Annotated in this window: 18 protein-coding genes and 1 riboswitch; of the genes, 10 read left to right on the top strand and 8 right to left on the bottom strand. The window is 70.5% G+C overall.

Annotated elements, in window-relative coordinates:
* The 4 genes from pdhA (at window position 1) to AB0I67_RS36820 (ending at window position 3,833) form a co-directional block, all read left to right on the top strand.
* Window positions 1-1,077 carry a pyruvate dehydrogenase (acetyl-transferring) E1 component subunit alpha gene (gene pdhA, locus AB0I67_RS36835; protein WP_357933713.1) on the top strand — a complete coding sequence of 359 codons (1,077 nt, stop codon included), beginning with the start codon at window positions 1-3 and terminating at the stop codon, window positions 1,075-1,077.
* On the top strand, window positions 1,074-2,054 hold the full coding sequence (locus AB0I67_RS36830; RefSeq protein WP_357933710.1) for an alpha-ketoacid dehydrogenase subunit beta: 981 nt from the start codon (window positions 1,074-1,076) through the stop codon (window positions 2,052-2,054). The genes pdhA and AB0I67_RS36830 overlap by 4 nt, the downstream gene beginning before the upstream one ends.
* 10 nt (window positions 2,055-2,064) lie before the next feature.
* Entirely contained in the window at window positions 2,065-3,462 is a 1,398-nt protein-coding gene (locus AB0I67_RS36825; protein ID WP_357933707.1) for a dihydrolipoamide acetyltransferase family protein, read from the top strand.
* A gap of 74 nt (window positions 3,463-3,536) precedes the next feature.
* Window positions 3,537-3,833 carry a Dabb family protein gene (locus AB0I67_RS36820; protein ID WP_357933704.1) on the top strand — a complete coding sequence of 99 codons (297 nt, stop codon included), beginning with the start codon at window positions 3,537-3,539 and terminating at the stop codon, window positions 3,831-3,833.
* 2 nt (window positions 3,834-3,835) lie between these two features.
* Here the strand turns inward: AB0I67_RS36820 and AB0I67_RS36815 are convergent, their stop codons facing one another.
* Window positions 3,836-4,060, bottom strand: a complete 225-nt coding sequence (locus AB0I67_RS36815) for a hypothetical protein (protein WP_357933702.1) — start codon at window positions 4,058-4,060, stop codon at window positions 3,836-3,838.
* Between the two features lie 139 nt (window positions 4,061-4,199).
* Window positions 4,200-6,005: an acyl-CoA dehydrogenase gene (locus AB0I67_RS36810; RefSeq protein ID WP_357933700.1), complete on the bottom strand. Its 1,806-nt coding sequence runs from the start codon at window positions 6,003-6,005 to the stop codon at window positions 4,200-4,202.
* A gap of 102 nt (window positions 6,006-6,107) precedes the next feature.
* Here AB0I67_RS36810 and AB0I67_RS36805 point away from each other — a divergent pair, with 102 nt between their 5' ends.
* The 4 genes from AB0I67_RS36805 (at window position 6,108) to AB0I67_RS36790 (ending at window position 8,715) form a co-directional block, all read left to right on the top strand.
* Window positions 6,108-6,899, top strand: coding sequence for a class I SAM-dependent methyltransferase (locus tag AB0I67_RS36805; protein WP_357933697.1), 792 nt, complete (start codon window positions 6,108-6,110; stop codon window positions 6,897-6,899).
* 35 nt (window positions 6,900-6,934) lie between these two features.
* Window positions 6,935-7,002: riboswitch (guanidine-III (ykkC-III) riboswitch) on the top strand.
* A gap of 13 nt (window positions 7,003-7,015) precedes the next feature.
* Window positions 7,016-7,339: a multidrug efflux SMR transporter gene (locus AB0I67_RS36800; RefSeq protein ID WP_357933694.1), complete on the top strand. Its 324-nt coding sequence runs from the start codon at window positions 7,016-7,018 to the stop codon at window positions 7,337-7,339.
* Window positions 7,340-7,380: 41 nt separating this feature from the next.
* The gene (locus AB0I67_RS36795) at window positions 7,381-7,770 is read left to right on the top strand and encodes a VOC family protein (RefSeq protein ID WP_357933691.1); all 390 of its coding nucleotides are present in this window, start codon (window positions 7,381-7,383) and stop codon (window positions 7,768-7,770) included.
* 24 nt (window positions 7,771-7,794) lie between these two features.
* Entirely contained in the window at window positions 7,795-8,715 is a 921-nt protein-coding gene (locus AB0I67_RS36790; protein ID WP_357933688.1) for an NADPH:quinone oxidoreductase family protein, read from the top strand.
* On the opposite strand, the gene AB0I67_RS36785 is transcribed toward AB0I67_RS36790, so the two are convergent.
* The gene (locus tag AB0I67_RS36785) at window positions 8,675-9,127 is read right to left on the bottom strand and encodes a hypothetical protein (RefSeq protein ID WP_357933685.1); all 453 of its coding nucleotides are present in this window, start codon (window positions 9,125-9,127) and stop codon (window positions 8,675-8,677) included. The two genes, AB0I67_RS36790 and AB0I67_RS36785, sit on opposite strands and share 41 nt — an antisense overlap.
* Window positions 9,128-9,203: 76 nt before the next feature.
* On the opposite strand from AB0I67_RS36785, the gene AB0I67_RS36780 reads away from it, so the two are divergent.
* Complete coding sequence (locus tag AB0I67_RS36780) at window positions 9,204-10,121, top strand: GNAT family N-acetyltransferase (RefSeq protein WP_357933683.1); 918 nt, start codon at window positions 9,204-9,206, stop codon at window positions 10,119-10,121.
* Here the strand turns inward: AB0I67_RS36780 and AB0I67_RS36775 are convergent.
* The 3 genes from AB0I67_RS36775 to AB0I67_RS36765 all read right to left on the bottom strand — a co-directional run bounded on the left by AB0I67_RS36775 (window position 10,102) and on the right by AB0I67_RS36765 (window position 15,122).
* On the bottom strand, window positions 10,102-12,093 hold the full coding sequence (locus AB0I67_RS36775) for a molybdopterin-dependent oxidoreductase (RefSeq protein ID WP_357933680.1): 1,992 nt from the start codon (window positions 12,091-12,093) through the stop codon (window positions 10,102-10,104). The two genes, AB0I67_RS36780 and AB0I67_RS36775, sit on opposite strands and share 20 nt — an antisense overlap.
* A gap of 58 nt (window positions 12,094-12,151) precedes the next feature.
* Window positions 12,152-13,699, bottom strand: a complete 1,548-nt coding sequence (locus AB0I67_RS36770) for a M28 family metallopeptidase (RefSeq protein ID WP_357933677.1) — start codon at window positions 13,697-13,699, stop codon at window positions 12,152-12,154.
* A gap of 127 nt (window positions 13,700-13,826) precedes the next feature.
* Entirely contained in the window at window positions 13,827-15,122 is a 1,296-nt protein-coding gene (locus AB0I67_RS36765) for a M28 family metallopeptidase (protein WP_357933674.1), read from the bottom strand.
* Window positions 15,123-15,273: 151 nt separating this feature from the next.
* Between AB0I67_RS36765 and AB0I67_RS36760 the strand changes: the two genes are divergently transcribed.
* Entirely contained in the window at window positions 15,274-17,712 is a 2,439-nt protein-coding gene (locus AB0I67_RS36760) for a lysylphosphatidylglycerol synthase transmembrane domain-containing protein (protein ID WP_357933671.1), read from the top strand.
* Here the strand turns inward: AB0I67_RS36760 and mgrA are convergent.
* Window positions 17,681-18,703, bottom strand: coding sequence for an L-glyceraldehyde 3-phosphate reductase (gene mgrA / locus AB0I67_RS36755; protein WP_357933669.1), 1,023 nt, complete (start codon window positions 18,701-18,703; stop codon window positions 17,681-17,683). The two genes, AB0I67_RS36760 and mgrA, sit on opposite strands and share 32 nt — an antisense overlap.
* Complete coding sequence (locus AB0I67_RS36750) at window positions 18,700-20,748, bottom strand: S9 family peptidase (protein WP_357933666.1); 2,049 nt, start codon at window positions 20,746-20,748, stop codon at window positions 18,700-18,702. The genes mgrA and AB0I67_RS36750 overlap by 4 nt, the downstream gene beginning before the upstream one ends.
* Between the last annotated feature and the right edge of the window lie 232 nt (window positions 20,749-20,980).

Genomic DNA, 20,980 nt, shown 5'->3' with positions numbered 1-20,980 from the left:
ATGACAGTGGAGGCCGCACCTCCGGAACTCGTCCAGCTCCTCACCCCCGAGGGCGAGCGAGTCGAGCACCCCGACTACGACATCGACCTGACACCGGAGGAGGTCAGGGCGCTCTACCGCGACCTCGTCCTCGTCCGCCGCATCGACCTCGAAGCCGTCGCGCTGCAACGCCACGGCGAGCTGGGCATCTGGGCCTCGCTGCTCGGCCAGGAGGCCGCGCAGATCGGCTCCGGGCGCGCGCTGACCGACGTCGACATGGCCTTCCCGACCTACCGTGAACACGGTGTGGCGTGGTGCCGGGATGTCGACCCCGTCAAGCTCCTCGGCCTGTTCCGTGGCGTCAACCACGGCGGCTGGGACCCTGCCGAGCACAACTTCCACCTCTACACCATCGTCATCGGCAGCCAGACCCTGCACGCGGTCGGCTACGCCATGGGCATGCAGCGCGACGGCGGCGAGGGCGCGACCATCGTCTACTTCGGCGACGGCGCCTCCTCCCAGGGCGACGTGAACGAGTCCTTCGTCTGGGCCAGCGTCTTCAACGCCCCGGTCGTCTTCTTCTGCCAGAACAACCAGTGGGCGATCTCCGAGCCGATCGAGAAGCAGAGCCGCATCCCGCTCTACCGGCGTGCGGCCGGTTTCGGGTTCCCCGGCGTCCGCGTCGACGGCAACGACGTCTTCGCCTGCCTGGCGGTCACCCGCAAGGCGCTGGCCGACGCGCGCAGCGGGCAGGGCCCCACGCTCATCGAGGCCTTCACCTACCGCATGGGCGCCCACACCACGACCGACGATCCCACGCGCTACCGCGTCGCCAGCGAGCTGGAGGCCTGGAAGCTGAAGGACCCGATCGAGCGGGTCAAGGCCTACCTGTTCAAGAACGAGCTGGCCGACCAGGAGTTCTTCGACGCCGTCGAGGCCGAGGCCGAGCAACTCGGCGCCGACCTGCGCCGGCGCTGCGTGGAGATGCCCGACCCGACGCCGATGGCGATGTTCGAGCACGTCTACGCCTCCGGGCACCCGCTCATCGACGAGGAACGAACCGCCTACGCCGCCTATCTGGAGGGTTTCGAGGCATGAGCATTCTCTCCCTCTCCAAGGCGCTCAACGAGGGCATGCGCAAGGCCATGGAGGACGACCCCAAGGTCCTCATCATGGGCGAGGACGTCGGCAAGCTCGGCGGCGTCTTCCGCGTCACCGACGGCCTGCAGAAGGACTTCGGCGAGGACCGGGTCATCGACACCCCGCTGGCCGAGTCCGGCATCATCGGCACCGCGATCGGCCTCGCGCTGCGCGGCTTCCGCCCGGTCTGCGAGATCCAGTTCGACGGCTTCGTCTTCCCGGCGGCCGACCAGATCATCACCCAGCTCGCCAAGATGCCCATGCGCGCCCTGGGGGCCATCAAGCTCCCCATCGTCGTCCGCATTCCGTGCGGCGGCGGCATCGGCGCCGTCGAGCACCACAGCGAGTCGCCCGAGGCGTACTTCATCCACACCGCCGGGCTGCGCGTCGTCGCCTGCTCCAACCCCGCCGACGCGTACACGATGATCCAGCAGGCCATCCGGAGCGACGACCCGGTCATCTTCTTCGAGCCCAAGCGGCGCTACTGGGAGAAGGCCGAGGTCGACACCTCGGCCACCGACTGGTGGACCCCGTTCGACGAGGCCCGCGTGGTGCGCGAGGGCGGCGACGCCACGCTCGTCGCCTACGGCCCCATGGTCAAGACCTGCCTGGAGGCGGCCACGGCCGCCGCCGAGGACGGGCGCTCGCTGGAGGTCATCGACCTGCGCTCGCTCAACCCGCTGGACACCGGCCGGCTGTTCGCCTCCGTGCGCAAGACCGGCCGCGTCGTCGTCGTCCACGAGGCGCCCGTCAACAGCGGCTTCGGCGCCGAGCTCGCCGCCCGCATCACCGAGCAGTGCTTCTACCACCTCGAAGCGCCCGTGCTCCGGGTCGGCGGCTTCTCCACCCCCTACCCGCCGTCCAAGCTGGAAGAGCACTACCTGCCCGACCTCGACCGGGTCCTCGACGCCGTCGACCGGACCTTCGCGTACTGAGAGGCCTCGCATGCGACGTGAATTCAAGCTTCCCGACGTCGGTGAGGGCCTGACCGAGGCCGAGATCGTCCGCTGGCACGTCAAGCCGGGCGACACGGTCAAGGTCAACCAGATCGTCGTCGAGATCGAGACCGCCAAGTCCATCGTCGAGCTGCCCATCCCGTGGGCCGGCGTCATCGCCGACCTGCTGGGCGAGGAGGGGCAGACGCTCGACGTGGGCGTGCCCATCATCGCCGTGGAGACCGACGAGCCCGGTGGTGGTACGGCGGAGCCGGCCGTCTCCGAAACGCCCTCCCGGCTGGAGGCGCTGGCCGACGACATGGTCCCGCGTCCGCCCGCGGAGGGCGCGGTCGAGCCGGGCGCGCACGGCAGCCCCGCTCCCAAGGAGGAGCGCCAGGCGGTCCTGGTCGGCTACGGCGTCAAGACCGGCGCCTCCAAGCGCCGCGCCAGAAAGACCCCCTCCGCCCCCGAGACGGCCCCCGCTGAAGCACCGGTTGTCACCCCAGTCGCGTCCGTATCGCCGGCGCGGCTGGCGGTGCTGGCGAAGCCGCCGGTGCGGAAGCTGGCCAAGGACCTGGGCGTCGACCTGACCACCCTCAAGGGCACCGGCCCCCAGGGCTCGATCACCCGCGACGACATCCAGGCCGCCGCTACCGCCGGCCAGACTCCCGGCCAGACCGTCGGCCAGCAGGCCGCCTCCGTCCAGCCGGGCGTGCGGGAGGAGCGCATCCCGGTCAAGGGCGTACGGAAGATGACCGCACAGGCCATGGTGGCCAGCGCGTTCACCGCCCCGCACGTGACCGAGTTCCTCCAGGTCGACGTGACCGCCACCATGACGGCCGTCCAGCGACTCAAGACCCTCGCCGACTTCGCCGAGGTGAAGGTCTCCCCGCTGCTCCTGGTGGCCAAGGCGGTCCTGGTCGCCGCCCGCCGCTACCCGATGATCAATTCGTCGTGGACGGACGAGGAGATCGTGGTCAAGCACTACGTGAACCTCGGCATCGCCGCCGCCACGCCCCGGGGCCTGATCGTCCCGAACATCAAGGACGCGCAGGCCCTGTCCCTCCCCGAGCTGGCCAAGGCGCTCACCGCCCTGGCCGAGACCGCCCGGGCGGGCAGGACCCAGCCGGCCGAGATGTCCGGCGGCACGTTCACCATCACCAACGTCGGCGTCTTCGGCGTCGACACCGGCACCCCGATCCTCAACCCCGGCGAGTCCGCGATCCTGGCGTTCGGCCAGGTGCGGGACATGCCGTGGGTGGTGGACGGGGAGCTGGCGGTGCGGAAGGTGACCACGCTGGCGCTCTCGTTCGACCACCGCATCGTCGACGGCGAGCTCGGCTCGCTGTTCCTGCGCGACGTGGGCGCGATGCTGGAGGACCCGCTCCGCATGCTCGCCTGGAGCTGATCGACGGCCGCCGGGCAGGCTCACCCCTGCCCGGCCTGCCGTACCGCACGAGGGCCTGTGTCACCCTGGTGCGCATGAAGTTCCGACACATCGTCCTGCTGAAGTGGACCGACGAGGCGACGGCCGAGCAGAAGGCCACCGTCGCGACCGAGCTGGGCCGGCTGCCGGGGATCATCCCCGAGCTGGGCGCCTACACCATCGGCCTGGACGCGGGGGTGAACGACGGCAACCACGACCTGGCCATCGTCGCGGACTTCGCCTCGGTCGAGGACTACCTGGTCTACCGCGACCACCCCGAGCACCAGGATGTGATCGCCAAGCACATCAAGCCGATCCTGGCCGCCCGGGCCGCCCTCCAGCACGAGCTCTGAGCTCAGCGGTCCGGCGGGTTGTTCTCGCGGCGCAGGAGTTGGTCGTCGGAGGTGCGCCCGCGCTTGGGGGCCAGCACGACGCTCAGCACGATGCCGATGCCACCGACGATCATGAAGATCAGCCCGATGCGGTCCATGTGCACGGAGCTGCCGAAGACGTCGGGTTCGATGGCGAAGTAGAGGATCGCGCCGAGGGTGAGGAAGAAGATGCTGACTCCGACGCCCATGGCGACCTCCGGGGGTAAGGACCGCGTACGCCACCGTCATACCCGGCAGCGGGTGATCACACCCAACGAAGGACGGCGCCACCCGGAAGGGTGACGCCGTCCTTGCGGCCTGCCGCGGGAGCAGGTGGTTCACACGCCCTTAGAAGGCTTCCTCCGGAAGCTCCATCAGGGACAGGTCGGTCGCCTCCAGCACGCGGCGCTCGGCGGCCAGCCGGGGGAGAACCGTCTGGGCGAAGAACGACGCGGCCGCGATCTTGCCCTGGTAGAAGGCGTCCTCGGTGCCGCCGAGGCGGTTGAGCGCCACCTCGGCCTGGCGCAGCAGGAGCCAGCCGATGACCAGGTCACCGAGGCCGAGCAGCAGGCGGGTGGTGTTGAGCCCCACCTTGTAGACCTCGTTCGGCGCCTCCAGGGAGCCGAGCGCCCAGCCGGCCATGGTGTCGCCCATGGTCTTGATCTCGGCGGCGGCCTCGGCCAGGAGTTTGCGCTCCTCCTTGAGCCGGCCGTTGCCCGCCTCGGAGGCGGCGAAGGCGTTGATCTCGGCCAGGAGCGCGCCGATCGCCTTGCCCTGGTTGCGCAGGATCTTGCGGAAGAACAGGTCGAGACCCTGGATCGCGGTGGTGCCCTCGTAGAGGGAGTCGATCTTGGCGTCGCGGATGTACTGCTCGATCGGGTAGTCCTGCAGGTAGCCCGAGCCGCCGAGGGTCTGCAGCGAGCGGGAGAGCAGCTCGTAGGAGCGCTCGGAGCCGACGCCCTTGACCAGCGGCAGGAGGAGGTCGTTCATGGCCTCCGCGTCCTTGTCGCCCGGGTTGAGCTGGATGGCGTCCTGGAAGGTCGCGGTGTAGAGCACCAGGGCGCGCATGCCCTCGGCGTACGCCTTCTGGAGCATGAGCTCGCGGCGGACGTCGGGGTGGTTGGTGATGGCGACGCGCGGGGCGCTCTTGTCCATCATCTGGGTCAGGTCGGCGCCCTGCACGCGGGACTTGGCGTACTCCAGCGCGTTCAGGTAGCCGGTGGACAGCGTCGCGATGGCCTTGGTGCCGACCATCATGCGGGCGTGCTCGATGACCATGAACATCTGCTTGATGCCCTCGTGCACGTCGCCGACCAGCCAGCCGATCGCCGGGTGCTTGTCGCCGAAGGTGAGCTCGCAGGTCGTGGAGACCTTGAGTCCCATCTTCTTCTCGACGTTGGTCACGTAGACACCGTTGCGCTCGCCCAGCTCGCCGCTGTCGAGGTCGACGTGGTACTTCGGCACGAGGAACATCGACAGGCCCTTGGTGCCGACGCCGTGGCCCTCGGGGCGGGCCAGCACGAGGTGGAAGATGTTCTCGGCCATGTCGTGCTCGGCGCTGGTGATGAAGCGCTTGACGCCGGTGATGTGCCAGGTGCCGTCGGGCTGCTGGACCGCCTTGGCGCGGCCGGCGCCGACGTCGGAGCCCGCGTCGGGCTCGGTCAGCACCATGGTGGCGCCCCAGTTGCGCTCGATGGCCATCTCGGCGAAGCGCTTCTGCTCGGCGGTGCCGAGCGTCCACAGGGTGTAGCCGAAGTTGGGGCCCGAGGCGTACATGTACAGCGCCGGGTTGGAGCCGAGGATCATCTCGGCGGCGGCCCACGCCAGCGAGCGCGGGATGCCGGGGCCGCCGAGCTCGGTCGGGAGGTCGAGGTGGCCCCAGCCGCCGTCCATCAGCGCCTTGAAGGACTTCTTGACCCCCTCGGAGACCGTCACCGTGCTCGTGGCGGGGTCGAAGACGGGCGGGGTGCGGTCGCCCTCCTCGAACGAGGCGGCGAGGACGTCCGTGGCCAGGCGCGCCACCTCGTCCAGGATGGTGCGCGCGGTGTCCTCGTCGACGTCGGTGTACGGGCCGGTGCCCAGGATGTCACCGCGGCCGAACACCTCGAAGAGGTTGAACTCCAGGTCGCGCACGTTGCTCTTGTAGTGGCCCATGGCTGGTGCTCCTTGGAACCGGAGGGGATTCAGTACTGGCGAGTAACCTTACTCATAATGCTACCCGCGGGTAACCACGGATATGCGTGTCATGCTCGACACATGGATGCCGAAGTACTCGACGCCCGCTGGCGCGCGCACCTTGAGTCATGGGCCATCCCCGCGGAGATCCGGGCCGCCGCCCCGGTCGATCCCTGGGGTCACGACCCCACCCGATTCGTCGTGCGCACCGATCAGGCGATGGCCGCGCCCGGCCCCACCATCCACCGCCTGGGCGAGGTCCTGCCGGGAACGGTCCTGGACGTCGGTTCGGGGGCGGGCGCCGCCTCGCTGCCGCTGCGCGGGCTGATCACCGCCATCACCGCCGTGGACGTCTCGCCCGAGATGCTCACCGAGTTCGTGGCCCGGGCCGACAAGCTGGGCATCTCCGCCGAGACCGTCGAAGGCCGCTGGCCCGATGTCGCCGGCGAGGTGCCCCAGGCCGACGTGGCCGTCGCCGCGCACGTGGTCTACAACGTCCCCGGCCTGGCCGACTTCCTGCGCGCCCTGCACGCGCACGCCCGCCGGAGGGTGGTGATCGAGCTCACCCACCGCCACCCGTTGAGCTGGCTCAGCCGCCTCTGGTCGCACTACCACGGCTCCGAGCGGCCGGTCCGTCCCATCGCCGAGGACGTCGTCGCCCTGGCCGCCGCCCTGGGCTACCCGGTCCGGGTGGAGGAGCGCGAGGCCCCCATCTCCCGCTTCAGCGACATCGAGGAGCTCGCCGCCAGCGCCTGCCACCGGCTGTGCCTGTCGCCCGAGCGGGCCGGCGAGGTCGCCGGGACGGCGATGGAGCTCGGCATGTGGCCGGTGCCGCGCGACCGCTGGGTGACCGTCTGGTGGGACGTGCGCTGAGGAATCACCGCGGCCCCCGGAGCGTTGTGACTCGATGAGTGGGTCGATCCTGCCCCGCTCCCGGACGAGACGCGCCGTACCCGGCCTGCCAAGACGACGCGCACCGGGAGTTCGTCATGGCTTGGCTCTTTCTCGTCACCGCCGGTCTCTTCGAGGTCGCGATGGCCTACTCGCTCAAGATGAGCGAAGGCTTCTCGCACCTGTGGTGGGCCGCCTCCTTCCTCCTCTTCGCCGTCCTCAGCTTCGGGCTGCTGGCCACCGCGCTCAAGTCGCTGGAGGTCGGTACGGCCTACGCCGTCTGGACCGGCATCGGCGCAGTCGGCACCGCCATCCTCGGGATGATCGTCCTCGGCGACGACTTCTCCCTGCTCAAGGTGGGCTCGATCGCGCTCATCCTGGTCGGCGTCGTCGGCCTCAACCTGGCCGGCGCGGGTCACTAACCCGTTTGACCGGGTCCCCGGGCAGGCGCTTGAGTGACTCCATGATTGAGATCCACGCTGTCACGATCGACGCCGACGACCCCTACGAGCTGGCCAGTTGGTGGAGCAAGGCCACCGGCTACCCACTCGGCGAGGGCGACGTCCCCGGCGACGACGAGGTCATGCTGCGCACCCCGGCCGACCCCTTCCTGCTGTTCATCCGCGTCCCCGAGGCGAAGGCGGTCAAGAACCGCGTGCACCTGGACGTCAACGGCACCGAGGGCCGCACCCGCGACCAGGAGGTCGAGCGGCTGCTGGCCCTCGGCGCCACCGTGTACGACGACCGCCGCAAGGACGACGGCACCGGCTGGGTCACCATGCGCGACCCGGAGGGCAACGAGTTCTGCGTCTGCCGCAGCCAGGCGGAGCGCGAGGGGACCTTGCCGGAATAATGTTCGGTAGGCGAAGCTGATCCCATGAGGGCGGTCGTCTGCAGCGAGCTGGGCCGGGTCGAGCTCCAGGATCTCCCCGATCCCGAACCGGGGCCGGACCAGGTGGTCATCGAGGTCGAGGCCGCGGGGGTCAACTTCGTCGACGGGCTGATCGTCGCGGGCCGCTACCAGATCAGGCCGCCCCTGCCCTTCGTCCCGGGCAGCGAGGTGGCCGGGCGGCTGGCGGACGGCACGCGGGTGCTGGCCTTCTGCATGTTCGGCGGCTTCGCCGAGCGCGTCCTGGTGCATCGGACGCAGGCCGTACCCATCCCCGACCGGCTGGAGACCACGCGGGCGGCCGGCTTCGTGCAGAGCTACTGCACCGCGGCCTACGCGCTGAGCGAGCGGGCCCGGCTGCGGCCGGGCGAGCGGGTCCTCGTGCTGGGCGCCGGCGGCGGGGTGGGGCTCGCGTGCGTCCAGGTGGCCAAGGCGTACGGCGCGGCCGTCCTGGCCGCGGCCTCCACGCCGGGCAAGCGCGAGCTGGCCCGAGAGGCGGGCGCCGACGAGGTCATCGGCTACGAGGGACTGAAGGACGCGGCCCGGAGCTGGGGCGTCGACGTCACGGTCGACCCCGTCGGCGGCGAGCCGGCGGAGCAGGCGTTGCGGGGGATGCGCGAGGGCGGGCGGCTGCTGGTGGTCGGGTTCGCCTCGGGGACGATCCCGCTGCTCCCGGCCAACCAGGTGTTGCTGCGCAACCGGTCGGTGGTCGGCGTGGACTGGGGTGCGTGGGCGGTCTCGAACGCCGCCGCCAACCGGGACCTGCTGGAGGGCCTGCTCCGGCTGGACGGCATCGACCCGGTGGCACCCCGGGTCCGGCCGCTGGCCGAGGCGGGCGAGGCGATGGCGGACCTGGTCGGACGCCAGGTCACTGGGAAGATCGTGCTCGTCCCTTCATCGCCGTGGTGATGATGCCGGCGATCAGATAGACCAGGGCGCCGCGCCAGAGCGAGTCCCAGGCCGCGTCGAAGATCCCCTCACCATCGAAGAGCAACTGGACCGGGTATTCCAGCACCGCGGTGATTCCGGCGGGCAGCAACGCGAACTTCCACGGATGCTGCAACGACCACAACCGCGCCTGGCGCGTGGTCCGGTCGCCGACCTGGGGGTTGGCCACCGCGCCGATCGCCGCGACCAGGGCGAACAGGCTGATGCCCAGGCCGAGGGCCCAGGTGAGGTTCGGGGACCCGGACGGGATCAGGCCCACCAGCAGGCTGACGCCCGCGATGCCGCCGCCGGCGACGGCCGCGGCCTTCCAGGGAGCGCCTCGCAAGGCGGCGCCCGACAACGAGAGTTCTTCGCTCCGCGAGATTTCGGTCATGGGCCCAGAGTGCCCCCGAATGCCCTGTGTCCACATCGGGGATGGACCCTGAACCGTCCCTGACATGATGCTGACCATGCGGAACATCACTGTGGAACAACTTGGCGCGCACGAGGCGATGCGACTGAAGGAGATCCGGCTGCGCGCGCTGAAGGATTCGCCCGACGCCTTCTACTACACCTACGAGGTGGAGAGCGAGTACTCGCCCGAGCGCTGGCTCGAAAGCGTGAAGAATCAGGACCGGGCGTGGTTCGTGGCCACGCAGGACGGCACCGACGTGGGCCTGGTCGGCGGCCGGATCGAGGACAACGGCGACGGCCACCTGTTCTCCATGTGGATCGCCCCCGAGGCCCGAGGCCGCAAGCTCGCCTCCCTCCTCGTCGATGTGGTGATCGACTGGACCCGCGAACGCGGCGCGACCCGGCTCAACCTGTGGGCGGTCGACGACAACACCGCCGCCCGCGCCCTTTACCGGGGCAAGGGCTTCCTCCCCACCGGGCAGACCGCGTTGATGCGCGACGTGCTGCCCGAGTCGGAGTACTTCCTGTCCTTCCTGTTCCGCACCGCCACCCTCGCCGACCTGCCGGCCATCGTCGCCCTCATCGCCGACGACGCCATCGCCGCCGACCGCACCGGCAGCTACGGCGAAGCCCATCTGCAGGCTTTCGAGGCGATCGAGGCCGACCCCAACAACGAGCTGGTCGTCGCCGAGATCGACGGCCGCGTGGTCGGCACCGCGCAGCTCACCTACATCCCCGGCGTCTCCCGCAACGGCGCCACCCGCCTGCTGGTCGAGGCGGTGCGCATCGCCCAGGACCTGCGCGGCCACGGCCTGGGGCGGCGGCTGATGGAGTGGTGCCACGCCAAGGGCCGCGACCGCGGCTGCGCGCTGGTGCAGCTCACCTCCGACAAGGCCCGCGAGGACGCCCACCGCTTCTACCGCGCGCTCGGCTACGCCCAGTCGCACGAGGGCTTCAAGCTCCCGCTGGGCTGATCTCCACCCGGTTGTCGTGGTACAGAGCCCCCCGGCCGAGGTCGGCGTCGCCCTCCTGCACCACCGAGTTCGGGTTGGCGCCGCCGCTCAGCTTGGGCCAGCGGCCCTTCGGCGAGGCCACGACGCCGGGCGCGACCCGGTCGCTGATCTCGACCAGGGCCGGGAAGGCGCCGTGGTCGTTGTGCACGCGCACCCGCTGGCCGTCGCTCAGCCCCCGTGCCGCCGCGTCGGCGGCGTTCACCAGCACGACCGGCTCCTTGGCTCGCCGTACGAGCTCCGGGTTGTTGGCGAAGGTGGTGTTCAGGAAGGTGTGCGCCGCCGGGGTGATCAACGTCAGCCCGTACGGCGAAGCCGCCACCGACCGCGGCGGCACGTACGCCTTGCCCCGGGGCGGGAAGCGCAGCCGCCCGTCCCGCGTCGGGAAGCCCTCCGCGAACGGCGTGAACGGCTGCGGGTAGCTCATCCGCACCCAGCCCTCCTTGCGCAGCCGGTCGAGGGTGATGCCCTCCAGCGAGGGGTGGCCGCTGTCCAGCAGCTCGGCCGCGAGCTCCAGGTCACTGGCGTGCAGGGCGGGTTCGTCCAGCCCCATGTGCGCGGCCAGCCGCCGGAAGGTCTCGGTCGTGGACAGGCACTCCCCGGGCGGCGCCACGGCCGGCTCGTTCCACAGCAGGTAGAGATGGCCGTACCCGGCGTGCAGGTCCATGTGCTCGATCTGCATCGTCGCCGGCAGCACGATGTCGGCGTAGTCGACGGTGTCGGTCGGGAAGTGCTCCATGACCACGGTGAACAGGTCGTCGCGCAGCAGCCCCCGCCGGATGCGCTCGCTGTCGGAGGTGGAGCCGACCGGATTGGCGCCGTAGACCCACAGGCACTTGACCTTCTCCAGGTCGGAGGCCAGCCGCGTCATGGTGAGCGTCCGGACCGGCTGGGCCAGCAGGTCGTCGCGGGTGTCGATGTTGAGGTGCACGTGGCCGCTGGTGGAGTAGGCCACGCCGCCGCCCTGGTGCCGCCAGTCGCCGGTCACGCCGGGGATGGCCGCGATGGTGCGCAGCGCGGTGCCGCCGCCGGCGTGCCGCTGGATGCCCATGGTCGCCCGGATCGCGGTCGGGCGCGTGTGCGCCAGCCGCGTCCCCAGCCTGTGGATGGCCTCGGCGGGGATGCCGGTGAGCTCGGCGACGCGCTCCACCGGATAGCGCGCGATCTCGGCGGCGAAGTCGTCCCAGCCGGAGGTGTGCTCGGCCACGAACGCCTCGTCCACCGCGCCCTCGGCCACGACCACGTTGAGCAGGCCCAGTGCCAGCGCCGCGTCGGTGCCCGGCCGGATGGCCAGGTGCTCGTCTGCCTGGTCGGCGGTGCGGGTGCGGATGGGGTCGATCGCCACCACGTGCGCCCCGGCCGCTTTGGCGTCCTGGATGAACTTCCACAGGTGGTGCCCGGAGGTCAGCGTGTTGGTGCCCCACAGCAGGATCAGCTTGGCGTGCGCGAAGTCCTCGGGGTCCATGCCGCCCGGGGTGCCGTTGGCCAGGGTCAGACCGGAGTTGCCGGCCGCCGAGCAGATGTTGAGCCAGTGCTTGGAGGCGCCCAGCGCGTTCCAGAAGCGCCGGCCGCCCACGCCCTCGCAGCCCTGCAGGTAGCCCAGCGAACCGGTGCCCTGGTAGGGCCAGATCGCCTCACCGCCGAACTCCTCGACGATGCCGCGCAGCCGTACCGAGATCTCCTCCAGCGCCTCGTCCCACGAGATGCGCTCGAACTGTCCCGACCCCTTCGGGCCGACACGGCGCATCGGGTGCAGGATGCGGTCGCTCGCCTGCGTGTGCTCCAGGTAGCGGTTGACCTTCACGCACAGCGCGCCGCGCGTGTAGGGGTGCTCGGGGTTGCCGCGCATCTTGACCGCCTTGCCGTCCTCCACGCTCACCACCCACGAGCAGGTGTCGGGGCAGTCGAGGGGGCAGGCGCCGAGCACGTTCAGCATGCTTCCAGACTAAAGGGGCGGGTACGGCAAGCCTGCCGTACCCGCCCCTCAGCCTCGCCTAGCCGGCGACCGCGGGAGCGTCGTGGTCGGCGACGCTCGCCTTGGCCGTCTTGGCGCCCGGGTGGGCGGCGCCGGCCTTGTGCACCGACTTGAGCGCGTCACCGAAGGCGTACAGCCCGGTGACGGTCGCGATGGCGTCCGCGTTCACGTCGAGCGCGGTGTCGTTGATGTTCTTGATGGTGTCGCACTTCTGGTGGTAGCACGGGTCGTACCGGCCGTTGAGGACGCCGCCGAACAGGGCGTACTCCGCGGCGGTCTTGCGGCCCTCGGCCCCGGTGAACAGGCCGCCGGCCGGGATGCCCGTGGCGATGAACGGCCCGTAGTCGGAGCGCCCGTCGAACGCGGTCGGCACCGAACCGAGGTTGCGGCCGGCGTAGAAGTCCTCGAAGGCCTTCTCGATCTCCGCCGAACCCTCCGGCCCGGCGGTGCCGAAGGCGTCGCCGTCGCCGTCGTAGATCGCGTACTTGTAGTTCGGCGAGGCGACCATGTCGAAGTTCAGGTACAGGCCGATCTTGGCCTTCTCCGCCTCGGTCAGCTGTGCGACGTAGTGCTCGGCGCCCAGCAGGCCGAACTCCTCGCCGCCCCAGAACGCGAAGCGCACCGCGTTGTCCGGCTTCATGTGCGCCAGCTTGAGCGCCACGTCGAGGATCGCCGCGACGCCGGAGCCGTTGTCGTTGATGCCCGGGCCCTCGTGCACGGAGTCCAGGTGGCCGCCGACCATGACGACGTTGTTCTTGTCGCCGCGCCGGGTCTCGGCCAGCACGTTGTACGAGTCGTACTTCGTGGTGACCTGCTCCAGGTCGATCGCCGCCTTGACGGTCGTGCCCGGGGTCTTGGCGAACTCCTCGCCCAGCAGGTACTCCACGCCGATGACCGGCACGCTCGCCGGAGCGGTCGACAGGTCGGGGCGGATGACGCCCTCGCGGCCCGGCTGGCCCTCGTTCATGATGACCACGCCGGTCGCGCCGGCGGCCACGGCGTTGGCCACCTTCTGGGTGAAGGGGCAGGTGCCGCGCTGGACCAGCGCCCAGTTGCCCGCGGTGAAGCCGGCGAAGTCGGCGGCCTCGCACCCGGAGGTGTTGGAGTTCGGGTTCGGGCCGGGCGGGATGACCAGGTCCACGTTCTGGAGCTTGCCGTTGCCCGCACCGGTGCCGGTGCCGAGCGCCTCGTAGAAGTCGAGGCCGCGGGCGAAGCTCTTGGGGTCGGGGGAGACCCGCTCGAAGGACGGGGTCACCTTGAAGTCGGTGTCCTCGAACTCGAACTTCTGGATCGACACCTCGTAACCGGCGGCCTTGAGCAGCTTGGCGACGTAGTCGCGCGACAGCTCGAAGCCCCGCGAGCCGTCGACGCGGGTGCCGCCGGTCGCACTGGCGATGGCCTGCAGCGCGTACAGATGCGCCTTGGCGTGCTTGCCCTTGACCAACTGCACCAGCTTGCTGACGGGATCGGGCTTGGCTGCGGCCTGCGCGGAACCGGTCGTCACCACCGGGGCGGCGACGAGAACCGCCGCGGCCAGCGCGGTGCCGACGCGAAGTCGGATACGCATAAAGCTCCTCGGGTGAGGGTTAAAGGGGGACCCGGGTTGAAGCGCGCGCTTGTTCCGAGAAACTATTGATTCCGGAACTTTTCTGGAAGGCCCGCACACGTTGCTTTCCCATCACGAAAGTGTGGTGTCAGGACCGCCAGGCGAGCTTCGCCAGCACCGCCGCGACCGCTTCCGCGCTGGTCCGCAGGGCCGTCCGGTTGACGTTGGCCAGCGAGTCGCAGGGCAGGTGGTAGCACTTGTCCAGTGGCTTGCCCGCCTCGCCGCCGAAGACCTTGGCCTCCGCGGCCGTCTTGTCGCTGTCCGCCCCGGTGAACAGCCCGCCCGCCGGGATGCCGACCTGGATGAACGGCCCGTAGTCGGAACGCCCGGAGAAGTCCGTCCCCTGGTACGGCAGGCCCTTCGCGGTGAACCAGCGCTCGAAGGCCCGCTCGATCCGCGCCGACCCCTTGGGCCCCGGACCCGCGCCCTCCTTGTCGGAGTCGTCGCCGTCGTAGATGCCGAAGGTCGGGTTCGGCGAACCGATCATGTCCAGGTTGAGATACGCCTTGATCTTCTCGCGCGCGGCGTCGTCGAGCTGCATCACGTAGTGGATCGAGCCCAGCAGCCCCTCCTCCTCCGCGCCCCACCACGCGAAGCGGATCGCCCGGTCCGGCTTGGCCTTGGCCACCTGCTCGGCCAGCTCCAGGATCGCCGCGCTGCCTGAGGCGTTGTCGTTGATCCCCGGACCGTCCGGCACCGAGTCCAGGTGCGCGCCGACCATGACGACCTTGTTCGCGTTGCCGGCCTTGGTCTGCGCGATCACGTTGTAGGTGACCCGCTGCTCGCTGGCCGTCCGGGTGACCACCCGCACCCGGCGCTGCGCGGCCACCTGCTTGCCGACCGCCGCGCTCACCCCGACCACGGGGATGGACTGCGGCGTCTCCAGGCTCCCGCCGAACGGCCCGCCCTGGTTCACGATCACCAGCGCCGAGGCGCCCGCCCGGCGCGCGTTCACCGCCTTGACCTGGAACGGGCAGGCTCCCCGCTGCACCACGGCCACCTGACCGGCGCGGAACTCGGCGAACGACCGCGGCAGGCACCCGTCGCCCGCCCGGCGCGGCCGCCCGCTCGCCCGGCCGGAGCCGGAGAAGACCAACGTGGAGACCTTCGGGAAAGCCTTCTTCCCCGACAGCTTCGCGGCGCTCAGTTCGCGGTAGAACGGAAAGACGAACGGCTGCAGCTCCACCTCGTACCCCGCGGCTCGCAGCCGGGCGGCGACGTAGTCGGCCGAGGCGTCGTAACCGGACTCCCCGGCGGCCCGGTTGCCGCCGTGCGCGTCGGCGATCGCCTGGAAGGCCTGGAGGTGGCTCATGACCTCGTCCACCGAGACCTCGACGGTTCCGGGCGTGGCAAGAGCGAGAGCGAGCAGGGCACGAGTGATCATGGGAAGAGTTTCGCCAAAGGTTCCGGGAATGCTGTGGAGGGCACGACCGACCTGGCCGACTCCTTACCCGGTGCCATGTCTGGAGTGACGGTTCGGGACACTGGAGGCGAAAGATCGCACTATCGCCAGCGGAAAGGGCAGAATCGCGTCGGTGGCCAACATCAGGGAACGTGCTGACACGGAGGATCTCGCGGAGGAGGATCCCGCCGTGGCCCAGTCGCGCGACGAACCGGCCGTCTTCGTGGTCGAGCCGCTGTTTCCGCAACGCCTGCGCCGGCCCTCGGACGCCCTGCGCTTCCTCGCCACGCTGCTCGCCCTCGCCGCGGTCATCCTGCTCTCGCTGGTCGCCAAGCAGACGCTCTACGGCCTCGAACAGGACGTCCTGACCGGAGCGGGCTTCGCGCCCGAGTTCCTCACCCGCATCGCCACCTTCCTCGGCGGCGCCGCCGTCCTCGGCGTGCCCGCGGCCTTCGCCGTCGAACGGGTCTTCCACCGCGACGGCCTGCGCGTCGCCGAGGGCCTGATCGCCGCGATCATCGCGATGCTCGCCTCCTACCTGGTCGGCGAGTGGGTGCGCTCCCCGGCCGGCCCGCAGGACCTCGGCCGCCTGCTCACCGGCGGCCGCGACCTCGAACCGCTCAACACCCTGCTGACCTCGGTCATCGCCTACGCCACCGCCGTGCGCATCTCCCGGCGGCCGACCTGGCGCGCGCTCATGTGGACCGTGATCGCGCTCTTCCTGCTCTCCCTGTTCAGCGGCCGGGCCATCACCATCCCGAGCGCCCTGGTCACCGTCCTGTTCGGCATGGCCATGGGCTATGCCACCCTGTACGGCGTGGGCAGCCCCAACACCCGGCCGCCCGGCAATGCCGTGGTCACCGCGCTGCGCCGGCTGGCCTTCAAGCCGGTCGCCGCCCGCCGCATCGAGGACGACCACCAGGGCAGTCGTCGCTACGCCGTCGGGCTCAAGGACGGCGGCAGCCTCGACGTCACCGTGCTCGACCGCGACCAGCAGGTGGCGGGCCTGCCGTACCGGCTGTGGCGGCGGATCTGGCTGAGCTCGGAGACCCGGCGGCGGGCCATCCGCTCGCTGCGCGCGGAACTGGAGCGCGAGGCGCTGATGGCCTACGCCGCGCAGGCCGCGGGCGCCTCGACCCCCCGGCTGCTGGCCACCAGCGAGATCGGCACCGAAGCCGCGCTGCTGGCCTACGAGCACCTCGACGCCCGCCCGCTCGACCTCCTCGACGACGAGGAGATCACCGACGAGCTGCTGCTGCGCATCTGGCGCCAGGTCCGGCTGCTGCAGCGCCAGCGGCTGGCGCACCGGCGGCTGACCGGCGACAGCATCCAGGTGGACGCCGACGGCGAGGTCATCCTGACCGACGCGCGCAGCGGCGAGATCGCCGCCGGCGACCTGCTGCTGCGCATCGACGTGGCGCAGTTGCTGACCTACCTCGGCCTGCGGGTCGGCGCCGAGCGCTCGGTCAAGGCCGCCCGCGAGATCATGGGCGAGGCCTCGCTGGCCGCCGCCATCCCGCTGCTGCAGAAGATCGCCCTGACCCGCGACACCCGCAGCGCGCTGGCCAAGAACAAGCAGCTCCTGACCGAGCTGCGCGACCAGATCGTGGTGCTGAAGCCGCAGGCGGCGGTGGAGGAGGTGCGGCTGGAGCGGTTCCGGCCCCGCACCCTGATCACCATCATCGCCACCGCCCTGGCCGCCTACATCGTGCTGCCGCAGCTCAGCCAGGTCGACGTCGGCCACGTGGTGACCACGGCCAACTGGGGCTGGGGCGCGCTCGCCCTGGGCGCCGCCTTCGTCTCGTTCGTCGCCGCCGCCCTGGTCATCATGGGCTTCGTCCCGGCGCGGCTGGGCTTCTGGCGGACCCTCCTGGTGCAGTTCGCCTCGTCGTTCGTCAAGCTGGTCGCCCCGGCGGCGGTCGGCGCGGTCGCGATCAACACCCGCTACCTGCAGAAGAGCGGCGTGCCGCCGACCCTGGCCCTGGCCAGCGTGGGCGCCTCCCAGCTCATCGGCCTGGTCTTCCACATCGCGCTGCTGCTCTTCTTCGCCTACGTGACCGGCACCAGCACGGCCACCTCGTTCACCCCGTCGCGCGGGCTGCTGCTCGTGCTGCTCTCGGTCGCCGTGCTCATCGTCATCGTGCTCGGCGTGCCGCCGCTGCGCCGCCTGGTGACCACCCGCACCCGCTCGCTGTTCACCAACGTGCTGCCGCGCCTGCTCGACGTGCTGCAGTCGCCGCGCAAGATGCTCGAAGGCTTCGGCGGCACGCTCCTGCTCACCATCGCCTTCGTGAGCTGCCTCGACGCCTGCGTGCGTGCCTTCGGCGGCGACATGAACTTCGCCGCCGTGGCCGTCGTCTTCCTGGCCGCCAACGCGATCGGCTCGGCCGCGCCCACACCTGGCGGTCTGGGCGCGGTCGAGGGCGCGCTCATCGCCGGCCTGCGAGTGGCCGGCCTGGAAGTGGACGTCGCCACCTCAGCCGTGCTGCTCTACCGGTTGCTCACCTTCTGGCTCCCGGTGCTGCCCGGCTGGGCGGCCTTCACCTACCTGCAGCGGAACGCGGCCCTGTGAGCTTGTCGATCTCCGCCAGCTCGTCGTCGGTGAACGGCGGCCCGTCCACGCAGGCCACGTTCGCCGCGAGCTGCTCGGTGCTGCTCGCGCCGATCAGCACGCTGGTCACCCGCGCGTCGCGCAACGCCCAGCTCAGCGCCATCTGCGCCAGCGACTGACCCCGCTGCTGCGCGATCGCGTTGAGCGCGGTCGCCAGCTCCACGTCCACCTGGTTCTCCGACAGGAACCTGCTGGTCGCCGCCCGCGAGTCGGCCGGCACCCCCTTCAGGTAGCGGTCGGTCAGCAGGCCCTGGGCCAGCGGCGAGTAGACGATGCAGCCCATGCCCTCCTGCTCCAGGGTGTCGAGCAGGCCGTCCTCGATCCACCGGTTCACCATCGAGTACGACGGCTGGTGGATCAGCAGCGGCGTGCCCAGCTCGCGCATGATCCGCGCCGCCTGCGCGGTCTGCTCCGGGTCGTAGTTGGAGATCGCCGCGTACAGCGCCTTGCCGCTCCGGACCGCGTGGTCCAGCGCGCCCATCGTCTCCTCCAGCGGCGTCTCCGGGTCGGGACGGTGGCTGTAGAAGATGTCCACGTAGTCGAGGCCGAGCCGGCCGAGCGACTGGTCGAGGCTGGCCAGCACGTACTTGCGCGACCCCCACTCGCCGTACGGCCCCGGCCACATGTCGTAGCCCGCCTTCGTCGAGACGACGATCTCGTCGCGGTAGGGCGCGAAGTCCTCGCGGAAGATCCGGCCGAAGGTCTGCTCCGCCGAGCCGTACGGCACGCCGTAGTTGTTGGCCAGGTCGAAGTGGGTCACTCCGAGGTCGAACGCCTTGCGCAGGATGCCGCGGCTCGTGGCGATCGGCCGGTCGTCGCCGAAGTTGTGCCAGAGACCCAGACTCACCGCGGGCAGCTTCAGCCCGCTGCGCCCGCTCCGGTTGTACGGCAGGCGTCCGTAGCGGTCGTCGGCGGCCTCGTAGCGGGTCGGCCCGCCGGGCGGTGGCTTCACTTGGTGCCCCTTTCGATGATCCACGACAGCGCGAAGGCCTCTTCGCGCCAGGAGTCGTACCGGCCGCTGCGGCCGCCGTGCCCGGCGCCCATCTCGGTCTTCAGCAGGAACGTGCCCTGCGCCGTGGCCCGCAGCCGCGCGATCCACTTGGCCGGCTCGTGGTAGAGCACGCGGGTGTCGTTCAGGCTGGTGATCGCCAGGATCGGCGGGTACGGCTTGGCCTCGATGTTCTCGTAGGGGGAGTACGACTTCATGTAGGCGTAGACGTCCGGGTCGTGCAGCGGGTCGCCCCACTCGTCCCACTCGATCACGGTCAGCGGCAGGCTCGGGTCGAGGATGGTGTTGAGCGCGTCCACGAACGGCACCTCGGCCACCACGCCGGCGAACTCCTCCGGAGCCAGGTTGGCCACCGCGCCCATCAGCAGCCCGCCCGCCGAACCGCCGCGCGCCACGATCCGGCTCGACCAGCCGCTCGCGTGCAGGTGCTTCGCCGCGGCCACGAAGTCGGTGAAGGTGTTGCGCTTGTGCAGCATCTTCCCCTCCTCGTACCAGCGCCGGCCCATCTCGCCGCCGCCGCGCACGTGCGCGACCGCGAAGACGAACCCGCGGTCCAGCAGGCTCAGCCTCGCCACCGAGAAGCCGGGGTCGATCGAGGTCTCGTAGCTGCCGTAGCCGTACAGCACCGTCGGCGCGCCCTTGGCGGTGCTCTTCCGCTTGACCAGCGAGATCGGGATGCGGGTGCCGTCCTCGGCGGTCGCCCACTCGCGGAACTGCTCGTAGTCGGCCGAGTCGTAGCCGCCCAGCACCGGCCGCTGCTTGAGCAGGATCAGCTCGCGCGTGGCCAGGTCGAAGTCGTAGACGCTCGGCGGGGTGACCATGCTGGTGTAGCTCAGCCGCAACCGCCCGGTCGAGAACTCCGGGTTGCCCGCCGGCCCGACGTCGTACAGCGGCTCGGGGAACTCGATCTGGTACGGCTCGCCACCGTTGGGCAGGATGCGGATGCCGGTCAGGCCGTCCTTGCGGAAGTGCACCACGGAGTGGGTCTCGAAGGCCTCGATCTCCATGAGCCGCGTGTCGTCGCGGTGCGGGATGAACGGCGTCCATGAGCCCGGGTCGTCGAGGGGCGCGGTGGCCACCTCGAAGTTCTCCGCGTTCTGGTTGTGCAGGACGAAGAAGTGGTCGCCGGCGTGCTCGACGCCGTACTCCACGCCGGTCTCGCGCGGCCGGACGACCTTGAACTCGCCGGTGGGGTCGGCCGCGTCCAGCAGCCGGACCTCACTGGTGATCTTGCTGCCGACGCCGAGCACCAGGTAGCGCTCGCTGCGGGTCAGGCCGATGCCGACCCAGAACCGCTCGTCCGGCTCCTCGAAGACCAGCACGTCGGGCTCGCTGCTGCCCAGGGTGTGCCGGTAGACCTGGAACGGCCGCCACGCGTCGTCCACGCGCGTGTAGAAGAAGACCGACCCGTCGGCCGACCACGCGCCGCCGTAGAAGACGTTCTCGATCTCGTCCGGCAGCACCTCGCCGGTCTCCAGGTTCTTGAACCGGAGGGTGAAGCGCTCGTCGCCCTTGAAGTCGGTTGAGTAGGCGAGCATCGTGCCGTCGGGCGTGACGGCGCTGGTGCCGACGGAGAAGAAGGCGCTCTCGCCGGCCAGCTCGTTGCCGTCGAGCAGCACCTGCTCGCCGGGGAGCCGCGTGCCGGGCTCGACCGCCGGCGGGGCCTCGCCCTCCGCGCGCACCCGGCAGGAGATGCCGTACTGCTTGCCCTCCTCGGTGCGGGAGAAGTACCACCACGCGCCCTTGCGGCTGGGCACGGACAGGTCGGTCTCGAGGGTGCGGCTCTTGATCTCCTGGAAGACCTGCTCCTGCAGCTCCTCGAGCTGGCCGGTCTCGGCCTTCAGATAGGCGTTCTCGGCTTCCAGGTAGGCGATGGTGTCGGGGTCTTCCTTGTCACCGAGCCACGCGTACTCGTCGATCACGGTGTCGCCGTGATGGGTGCGGTCGGTCGGAACCCTCTTGGCCACTGGCGGCGTGTTGCTGCTCACATGGCGAGTCTAGGAGCCCGCGCCACGGGGATTCCGGGGCGGCGTCTCAGGAGTGCGTCACAAGTGGTCTTGAGCGCTGCTAATCTTTTCAAGCCGACGCAGTTCGGCGCCCTCCCTTGTAGCTCGCAGGTTCTGATGATCGGTTCGCGGACTGGTCAGAAGGCTGGTAACTTAGAGGGGTTGCCCCGGAGACGGGGCGGTCTGAATTCCCGCAGATTTCGCCGGGCCGGTC

It is taken from the genome of Nonomuraea sp. NPDC050310, from assembly GCF_040655795.1.
Taxonomy (GTDB): domain Bacteria; phylum Actinomycetota; class Actinomycetes; order Streptosporangiales; family Streptosporangiaceae; genus Nonomuraea.
The sequence above is the reverse complement of the archived record's forward strand: the minus strand, read 5'-3'. Positions and strand labels throughout refer to the sequence as shown.

What these genes read in the sequence shown, in the direction of transcription:
- pdhA (WP_357933713.1), top strand. Translation starts at nt 1, where the DNA reads ATGACAGTGGAGGCCGCACCTCCGGAACTCGTCCAGCTCCTCACCCCC.
- AB0I67_RS36830 (WP_357933710.1), top strand. Translation starts at nt 1,074, where the DNA reads ATGAGCATTCTCTCCCTCTCCAAGGCGCTCAACGAGGGCATGCGCAAG.
- AB0I67_RS36825 (WP_357933707.1), top strand. Translation starts at nt 2,065, where the DNA reads ATGCGACGTGAATTCAAGCTTCCCGACGTCGGTGAGGGCCTGACCGAG.
- AB0I67_RS36820 (WP_357933704.1), top strand. Translation starts at nt 3,537, where the DNA reads ATGAAGTTCCGACACATCGTCCTGCTGAAGTGGACCGACGAGGCGACG.
- AB0I67_RS36815 (WP_357933702.1), bottom strand. Translation starts at nt 4,060, where the DNA reads ATGGGCGTCGGAGTCAGCATCTTCTTCCTCACCCTCGGCGCGATCCTC.
- AB0I67_RS36810 (WP_357933700.1), bottom strand. Translation starts at nt 6,005, where the DNA reads ATGGGCCACTACAAGAGCAACGTGCGCGACCTGGAGTTCAACCTCTTC.
- AB0I67_RS36805 (WP_357933697.1), top strand. Translation starts at nt 6,108, where the DNA reads ATGGATGCCGAAGTACTCGACGCCCGCTGGCGCGCGCACCTTGAGTCA.
- AB0I67_RS36800 (WP_357933694.1), top strand. Translation starts at nt 7,016, where the DNA reads ATGGCTTGGCTCTTTCTCGTCACCGCCGGTCTCTTCGAGGTCGCGATG.
- AB0I67_RS36795 (WP_357933691.1), top strand. Translation starts at nt 7,381, where the DNA reads ATGATTGAGATCCACGCTGTCACGATCGACGCCGACGACCCCTACGAG.
- AB0I67_RS36790 (WP_357933688.1), top strand. Translation starts at nt 7,795, where the DNA reads ATGAGGGCGGTCGTCTGCAGCGAGCTGGGCCGGGTCGAGCTCCAGGAT.
- AB0I67_RS36785 (WP_357933685.1), bottom strand. Translation starts at nt 9,127, where the DNA reads ATGACCGAAATCTCGCGGAGCGAAGAACTCTCGTTGTCGGGCGCCGCC.
- AB0I67_RS36780 (WP_357933683.1), top strand. Translation starts at nt 9,204, where the DNA reads ATGCGGAACATCACTGTGGAACAACTTGGCGCGCACGAGGCGATGCGA.
- AB0I67_RS36775 (WP_357933680.1), bottom strand. Translation starts at nt 12,093, where the DNA reads ATGCTGAACGTGCTCGGCGCCTGCCCCCTCGACTGCCCCGACACCTGC.
- AB0I67_RS36770 (WP_357933677.1), bottom strand. Translation starts at nt 13,699, where the DNA reads ATGCGTATCCGACTTCGCGTCGGCACCGCGCTGGCCGCGGCGGTTCTC.
- AB0I67_RS36765 (WP_357933674.1), bottom strand. Translation starts at nt 15,122, where the DNA reads ATGATCACTCGTGCCCTGCTCGCTCTCGCTCTTGCCACGCCCGGAACC.